Source organism: Wenzhouxiangella sediminis (genome assembly GCF_003410055.1).
GTDB classification, from domain to species: domain Bacteria; phylum Pseudomonadota; class Gammaproteobacteria; order Xanthomonadales; family Wenzhouxiangellaceae; genus Wenzhouxiangella; species Wenzhouxiangella sediminis.
The window spans coordinates 1-7,809 of record NZ_QUZK01000007.1 but is presented as its reverse complement, the minus strand read 5'-3'; the positions used below and the strand labels follow the sequence as shown (position 1 = coordinate 7,809).

General features: G+C 63.6%; 6 protein-coding genes. All 6 read right to left on the bottom strand.

Features of this window, described 5'->3' with window-relative positions:
- Window positions 1-164: 164 nt before the first annotated feature.
- Window positions 165-1,301 (bottom strand): hypothetical protein, encoded by a 1,137-nt coding sequence (locus DZC52_RS01450; RefSeq protein WP_147307573.1) that lies wholly within the window; start codon window positions 1,299-1,301, stop codon window positions 165-167.
- A 250-nt stretch (window positions 1,302-1,551) separates the two neighbouring features.
- Window positions 1,552-1,962 (bottom strand): four helix bundle protein, encoded by a 411-nt coding sequence (locus DZC52_RS01445; protein WP_116649346.1) that lies wholly within the window; start codon window positions 1,960-1,962, stop codon window positions 1,552-1,554.
- 72 nt (window positions 1,963-2,034) lie between these two features.
- The gene (locus DZC52_RS01440) at window positions 2,035-4,389 is read right to left on the bottom strand and encodes a GumC family protein (protein WP_116649345.1); all 2,355 of its coding nucleotides are present in this window, start codon (window positions 4,387-4,389) and stop codon (window positions 2,035-2,037) included.
- Between the two features lie 207 nt (window positions 4,390-4,596).
- Window positions 4,597-5,601, bottom strand: a complete 1,005-nt coding sequence (locus DZC52_RS01435) for a polysaccharide biosynthesis/export family protein (RefSeq protein ID WP_116649344.1) — start codon at window positions 5,599-5,601, stop codon at window positions 4,597-4,599.
- 99 nt (window positions 5,602-5,700) lie between these two features.
- Window positions 5,701-6,462 carry a hypothetical protein gene (locus DZC52_RS01430; protein ID WP_116649343.1) on the bottom strand — a complete coding sequence of 254 codons (762 nt, stop codon included), beginning with the start codon at window positions 6,460-6,462 and terminating at the stop codon, window positions 5,701-5,703.
- A 326-nt stretch (window positions 6,463-6,788) separates the two neighbouring features.
- Window positions 6,789-7,809, bottom strand: a 1,021-nt coding sequence (locus DZC52_RS01425) for a tyrosine-protein phosphatase (RefSeq protein WP_245960735.1), incomplete at its 5' end; no start/stop codon positions are given.

Below are 7,809 nucleotides of genomic sequence, written 5' to 3'. Positions count from 1 at the left end.
TTCAGGTTTCAGGTTTCAGGAAAAGAAGAGGTTTCAGGGTTCAGGTTTCAGGTTTCAGGAAAACATGGCTGATGGGCTTCGGTCGCGGCTGGTGCCATCCCTCGCGCGGCGAAGCCGCCCACCGAGTTCTCCAGTTGCCGACCTGAAACCTGAAACCTGAAACCTTAGAAGTCATCTACCAGCTCCTCCCCCGTCCGATCCACCTCCTCGATCCCAAGCCCCCCAATCCAGACGCTACCGTCGATATACCGATCAAAATCATCCGTCCGATTCCTTCGAAACCGAAACCGGAAGATCTCGTTGGCCTCTGTGACTTCGAAAGGAATCTCGAAGCGATGCCAGGTGAAGTTCTGTTCGGGCACTTCGACGGTGTCGTTGAACGCGTTGTCGCTCGATTCGGCGTAGAGCTGCAGGTAGGGCAGGGAGCGCGTCGTCAGGCCCTCGGCCCGCCACCAGCCGGTGAGCACGTAGCGGCCCGGCTCGGGCATGGGGAAGCGAACGAAGGGTGTGGCCAGGTGGGCGTTTTCTTCGCCGTTGAAAGTGATGCGCAAAGCTTGCGCTTCGCGCGTGTTTTGGTTCTTTGGTTCTTTGGTTTTTTGGTTCGGCGGTGTCAGGGGGGAGGTGGCTAATTCGCTGTCTTCCGTCCTCAGCTTGCCGCCCTCTGTCTTCTGTCCTCCGATCTCCACGCGCTCCACCGTCACCCCATCGCGCATCGACAGATTCCAGCCGAAGGTCGGCATCGCCTCCAGCGGCACGCCGAAATCCCCGGCGGGGATATCGCCGGGCTGGTAGCCCGTGTCCACCTGCTGCCAGGCCTGCATGGCCAGGTCGGGGCGTCGGTTGTTCAGGGCGGTGGCGACGTAATCGGCGAAGGCGTCGTCGCCGGGATCGCGGGGCTGCTCGAGGCGCTGCCACACCGCCTGCGCCAGGGCCACGTCGTGGCTGCGGTAGGCGTATTCCATGGCCTCGGCCAGGAATGCCTCGTCATCGGGCACCACGCGGTCGAGCAGGGTGCCGGGGTCGTCGGCCCAGCGCCCGGCCACGAACAGCGCCCGGGCGGTCTCGCGCGGCTCGTCGGCCAGCCACAGCGCCACCTGGTCGAGCACCAGGTCGGCATCACCGGTCGACTGCGCCAGGTTGGCCGCCTGCCAGCGCACCTCCCGGTTGCCCGGCTGCACACTCACCGCCGCCGCCAGGTTGCGCCGCAATTCGCTCGACTCCTCGTGCAACGCCCACTCGATCCGCGAATACAACAACCACCGCCACGGATCGAGCGGATAGTGACCCAACTGCCCCAACAAGGGCCCCGCAGCCCCCGCCGGATCCAAGCGCCACCGATTCTCCAGAAACCGAGACGCCTCCCGACCCGCAAGCCCACCCCAGGGCACGACGCCGGCCTCCAGCGCCTCCGACGGCCGATCGGGGTTTACCGTTCGAAGCCCAAAAAAATCCCAGCCTGCGATCAGGATTGCCAGGGCCAGGGCGATTGATAGAGTTGCGGTTTGGATGACTCTGGTGGACATCGAGGGGCCAGGTTTCAGGGTTCAGGTTTCAGGTTTCAGGAAAACCGGAGAAGTAGTCGGAGTCCGGGGCGTCGTCCGGTTCCTCGATATTGTTCGACCGGGTCTTTGCCAAGCCCTGGAGCATGGCGCCGATTTCCTTGCATTCGCGGACGAGGTGGGTGGTTGTGCTGTCGTCCAGCAAGCCGGTGGAGTTGGCGATGTATGCCTGTGTGCGCAGTTCAGCGGCCGAACCCTGGGCGATTCGCAGAAAACGCACGAAATCTTTCTGACTGCCGCGTTCGTAACCTTCCGCGATATTGGAAGGGATGGAAACTGCAGCGCGAGTCATCTGGCCCTTCAAGGTGAAATCGCGCGTTCCGTTGAGTGCTTGGTAAACCGCTTTGGCCAATCGGCACCCACGCTTCCAGACCTCAAGTGACTCAAAAGAGTGATAAGCCATCCAACTCCCAAACTACCCGCAATCCCCCTTCTTTTCCTGAAACCTGAACCCTGAAACCTGAAACCTTAATAACTAACTAGCACCAATCCGACCCTGGCCACCTTCACCATCTCCAAGCTCATCGTCATCCCCTTCGTAACTGTAGTAGTAAGACGAGTAGTAAGCGTATTCGGGGCTATCCAGATCAACGCCGTTCAAGACGACGCCGAGCACGGGCGACTGTACCTGGGCGAGGCGTTTCATGGAGACGCGGAAGTTTTCCTTGGCGGTCTGGCCGGCCATGGCGACGAAGATGACGCCGTCGACCTGGCGGGAGAGGGTCAGGGCGTCGGCCAGGCCCAGGGTGGGCGGGGCGTCGATGATGACGTGGTCGAAGGCGCGTTTGCAGCCGTCGATGACGCGCGCCAGGCGTTCGCTGGAGAGCATCTCGGCCGGGTTGGGCGTGGAGTTGCCTGCCGGCATGATGAACAGGTTCTGCGTGTGCGTCGGGTGGATGGCCGAGTTGTCCTGGCCGGTGTTTTCGTAGCGCGCGATGCGGTTGGTCAGGCCCGGCGCGCGCAGGCAGTTGAACTCGCGGTGGATGCGCGGCTTGCGCAGGTCGGCGTCGATCAGCAGCACGCGCTGGCCGTTCTGCGCAATCACCGTGGCCAGGTTGATCGCCGCGGTGGTCTTGCCTTCGCCCACCGCCGCGGAGGTGAACATCAGCGTGCGCGGCATGCCCTCGGGCGTGGCGAAACTCAGGCTGGTACGTAGCGAGCGGAACGACTCGGAAACACCCGAAGTCGGCTTGACGGCCGAGTAGTGCGAGATCGACTCGTCGAGTTTTTCGATGCGCTTGGGCCGCTTCTTGACCTTGCCGTCGCGGCCCTTGAGCTTGACCAGCGGCACCATGCCCAGCACCGGCCGGTCGACCAGGCGTTCGATGTCTTCCACGCGCCGCACCGAGCCGTCCAGGAACTCCAGCAGCAGGGCCAGACCCACGCCGCCAAACAGGCCCAGCACCAGCGCCAGCGCCAGGTTGCGCGGCAGGCTCGGGCTGAACGGGAAAGCGGCCACGCGCGCCTGGTCGATGACGGCGATGTTGTTCTCCTGCACGCCGGCGGCAACACCGATCTCCTTCATGCGCTGCAGCAGGCCGTCGTAGAGCTCGCGGTTGGTCTCGAACTCGCGCTTGAGGATGTTGTACTGCACCGCGCGCTCGTTGAGCGCCAGGATGCCCTGTTCGCGATCGGAGATGGAGTCCTTCAGCGCCTGCTCGCGCGCCTGCAGGTTCTCGTGGCGACCCAGGATGTTGTCGACGATGGTCTGCTTGCGCTGTTCGATTTCCGACTTCAGGTTGTCGATGCGGCTTTGCACCTTCTCCACGGCCGGGTAGCTGTCCAGGAAGGTCTCGGAGAGCTGGGCGTACTCGGTCTCGGCCTCGACCAGCTGCGATTCGAGCTCGGCCAGGGCCTCGTCCTCGACCACCGGCTCGAGATTGTCGATGCGGCCCTGCTCGATCAGCGACTTCCACGAAGTCACGGTGACCAGCTCGGCCTGCACCTCGTTGAGGCGATCGTTCATGCTGCGCATCGACTCGCGCGACATCTCCAGGCGCTCTTCGAGGTCGGCCACGTTGTTCTCGCGCGCAAAATCCATGAGCGCCTGGTCGGAGCGCTCGAGCGCGATGCGCATGTCCTCGAGCTGGCCTTCCAGAAACTGCCGCGCCTCGCTGCCGGACTCGTAGCGGCGCTGCAGGGTCGACTCGATGTATTCCTGCACCAGCGCATTGGCGGCCTCGGCGGCCAGTTGGGGATCGAAGGCCGTGACCGAGACGTTGACCAGGTGCGAGTTGCGCACCGGCTGGATTTCCACGCGCTCGCGCAGGCGCTTGGCCGCCGCGCGCACGGGGTCGCGCTGGCCGGGCTCGGCCGCCGAGGCCTCGCCGCGAAAGGCGCCCAGCACCGTGCCGACCAGGGACCTGGCCTGGGTCACCAGGCCGCGCTGCTGCACCTCGCCGGCCAGCTCGGGATGGTCGGCCAGCTCGTGTTCTTCAACCACTTTCTCGGAAAGCGAACGGCTGCGCAGAATCTCGAACTGCGTGGTCAGGAACTCCTGGAAGGAACGCCCGCCGCCGGCGCCTTCGCCGGAGAAATCCTCGTACTCGAGAATCCGCGCGCTCTGCGGGCTGATCTGCACCTGCGCCGTGGAGCGATATTCGGGAATCATCAGCAGGGTCGAGAGCAGGGCGGCCGTGACCACGATGGCGACCACCCCCAGCACCGTCCAACGGCGCTTGACCAGCACACGCCAGTACTCGCGCAGATCGATCGTGTCGTCTTCCTCGAACTGCTGCACGCTCGGGTCATAGACCGTCAGCTGATGGCCCTTACCCGAAACCGGCTGCAAATGCGTGCCGTGCTGTTCGTTGTCCTTACCTTCGCTCATCTGTTTCCTGCTTCAAGCCCCATGCCTGCCATCTTACGTTGGCTGCCGATAGTGATTCCAGGTTTCAGGTTTCAGGTTTCAGGTTTCAGGAAAAAACAAGGCGGGCTTCGATATCCGTTGGCGTCAAACCCAACGCGGCAAAGCCGCCCACCAAGTCTTGCCGCTGCCACCCCTGAAACCTGAAACCTTAAACCTGAAACCTCTCTTCTAAAGCGGCCTAAACCCAAGCAACGCAATCGGCTGAATAACCCGCCACATATTCACCCAACCTTCCTTGAACGCATTGGCGCTGACCAGCACCACGTCGCCGTTATCGAGCGGGACGTCCAGGTTGGGGTTGTCGCGGATGCGGTCGTAGTCGATGTCCTGGGCTTCCCAGCCGCCGTTGTCGGTGCGGCGCATCACGCGGATGTTGCCCTTGCTGGCCTCGAAGCTCAGGCCGCCGGCCTCGGCCAGGGCCTTGAGCACCGTGGTGTCGGCGCGCTGCGGATAGGCGCCGGGGTTTTCCACCGCGCCTTCGACATACACGTAACCGCCGCGCGGCACGTTGATCATGGCGCTTTCGCCGAGCACCAGGTTGTATTCCTCGGCTTCCTGCATCAGGTTCTCGACGTCGATGATCAGCGTGCGCGTGCCGATCTTGTTGGTGTCGGGGTTGCGCACGCGGTCGGTCAGGTAAACCTGGCTGCCGGCCTCGGCGCTGATGCCGCCGGCCATGGCCAGGGCCTCCACCAGGGTGATCTGGCGGCTGACGTTGTACACGCGCGGCTGCTCGACCGCGCCGATGACGGTGAACTGCTGGCTGCGGTACTCGACCACTTCCACCGAAACCTGCGGATCGCGCAGGTAGTCCTCGGCGTAGGCCTCGGCAATGGCCTGCTCGACCTCGCCCAGGGTGAGCCCGGCAATCGAGACCTCGCCGACCAGCGGCAGCAGCACGCGGCCGGCGCCGTTGACGCGGTACTCGCCGGAGAGATCCTCCACGCCGAAGATGTTGACGCGGATGCGGTCCTCGGCGCCCACGCGATAGACGCTGTCGCTCGCGCCCTCCACAGCCAGGTTCATGAGACGGTTGTTGATGTCGCTGACGCGCTCTTCGGCGGCGACATCCTTTTGAAAATCCTGAAGGGTGGTTTCGCGATTACTCCCCGAGCCGGCGCAACCGGCCAGCAGTAGGCCGATGGACGCCAGAAATGCCAATGCAACACGCATGATGATTACTTCCTCAAGCCGGCGAGGCGGCGCAGCCGGCCGCCTCCCGGAAAAACACGAATCGAGTTGAAAATCCCCCTGTGTACGAAGCCCGAACGATCAGGGGCTGACCGACTGGGGATCTTCGTCGTCATCGTCGAAAGCCACCTTGTAGACGCCCGAGCCGCCGATGACGGCGAGCATGCCGAGCACTTCCGGCGGGGTGTTGCCGAACCAGGCCGCGGCGGCGTCCCGGTCGCGCTCGCGACGGGCGGCCTCGACCTGCGTGTTGACCTGGCGCGGCTCGGTGCCCTCGAAGGCCACCGTCTCGCCGCTGGCCACCTGGTACTGCAGGCTGCCGGAAACGTCGGTGGAGGCCATCACCCCGTCGTGGACGGAGACCTGCACCTGGCCGGATTCGAGCACCCGGATCATGCCGGCCGCACCGCGCGGGCCCGAGGAAACCTGCATGGGCTGCGCCTCGGCCGAGCGCGTGCTGAAGCGGTAGTCACCGGATTCGACCTTCAACTCCACCTGCTGGTCTTCCAGCGCGTAGAGCAGAACGCCCGATTCCAGCGAGGCCACCACGGCACCGTCTTCGACGGAAACGGTCGCGGCCGTGTTCTTGCCGAAGCCCAGGCTGGCGCCGTCGTCGAGCGACAGCAGCGCCTGGCCCGAGCCGGTGTGAACCGAGTCACCCGAGAACCAGCCGTAAGTCGTGTCGGAAACGCGCACCGCGTTGTCCGCCCCCTGCTGGGCCACGTCGACGTGCCCCCGCGCCTCGAGCTCGCCCACCGGCCCCGAGGCCAGCGCCGAACCCACGCCCAGCACGCCGGCTACAGCCGCCAGCGAAACATTCGAAAAAATACGATTCGTGTTCATGTAGAACTCCTGCCTTCCCGTAAAAACCCCATTTGGCCCAAGGGCCAAAGCCTGATGTCTGGATGACCCAGACCTAAATAGCCAGTTTCAGTCTAGCACCACAAAAACCTGCCTTCAATCAAGGACCTCGAATACAAGAAACTCTTCACATAAGTAAACAATTTCTGAAACGAAGGCCCCTGATCAAGCCGACGCGAAGCGTCGTCCCGGACACTGATCCGGGACCTCCCCACCGAAGGCGCCAGTAGAGAGAAGGCCCCGGATCAAGTCCGGGGCGACGAGCTAGATTGCCTTTCCTGAAACCTGAAACCTGAAACCTGAAACCTTCAAGCCCCAAACATCTTCCGAAGCCACCCCCGGCGCCGCTTCGGCAACGCCTCATCCAACGCCCCCAACTCCAACTCCCTACCAAGCACCAAATCTCGCGGATACGTTTCGGCCAACAACTTTCCAACTTCCGAATTCGTCCACTTCTCAATCACCGAGCGCCCATACGACATATCCGGCACCCGGCGCCGATCGCGATGCGTATCCGAGGCCACGAAATGAATCATCCCGCGCGTGACCATCTCCTTCGAGGCATCCCGCGCCAGGTCCCCGAACTTGCCGATGCAGGAACGCGCGGTCACCTGCGCCAGGCAGCCCATCTCGACCCACTCGGCCAGCCGGTCGGGCTTGCGCGCCAGCTCCGAATTGCGCTCGGGATGCACGATGATGGGCGACAGGCCCAGCCCCAGAATCTCCTCGAGAATGGTCGAGGCCCCCACGGGAATCGAATGCACCGGCAACTCCACCAGCACCGCCTTGCCGCGGTCGGCCACCGTCATGGCCCGCCCCTCGGCCAGCTCGCGCGGCAACTCCGGCACCAGGTGACACTCCGACCCGGGCAACAGATCCAGCTCGATCCCGGCCCGCGCAAACTCCGAGCGCAAGGCCGCAACCTCCTCCCGAACCCGCTCGGCCCCGGTCTTGTAGATCCCATTGAGATGATGCGGCGTCGCCAGGGCAGTGGTAATCCCGTCGTCCACAGCAATCCGCGCCATGCGCAACGACATCTCCAGAGACTTCGCCCCGTCATCCACCCCGGGCAACCAATGCCCGTGAATATCCACCATCCCGAACGGAAACCGCACCGTAGAACTCATACCCAGAGCATACACAAGAAGCCAAACCCCAACCGACGCGCAGCGTCGTCCCGGCCCACGAGCCGGGACCTCCCAACCGAAGGCACCAACCGATAGAAGGCCCCGGATCAGGTCCGGGGCAACGACGTCAATTGCTTTTCCTGAAACCTGAAACCTGAAACCTGAAACCTGAAACCTGAAACCTGAAACCTGAAACCTGAAA

What these genes read in the sequence shown, in the direction of transcription:
- DZC52_RS01430 (WP_116649343.1), bottom strand. Translation starts at nt 6,462, where the DNA reads ATGAACACGAATCGTATTTTTTCGAATGTTTCGCTGGCGGCTGTAGCC.
- DZC52_RS01440 (WP_116649345.1), bottom strand. Translation starts at nt 4,389, where the DNA reads ATGAGCGAAGGTAAGGACAACGAACAGCACGGCACGCATTTGCAGCCG.
- DZC52_RS01435 (WP_116649344.1), bottom strand. Translation starts at nt 5,601, where the DNA reads ATGCGTGTTGCATTGGCATTTCTGGCGTCCATCGGCCTACTGCTGGCC.
- DZC52_RS01445 (WP_116649346.1), bottom strand. Translation starts at nt 1,962, where the DNA reads ATGGCTTATCACTCTTTTGAGTCACTTGAGGTCTGGAAGCGTGGGTGC.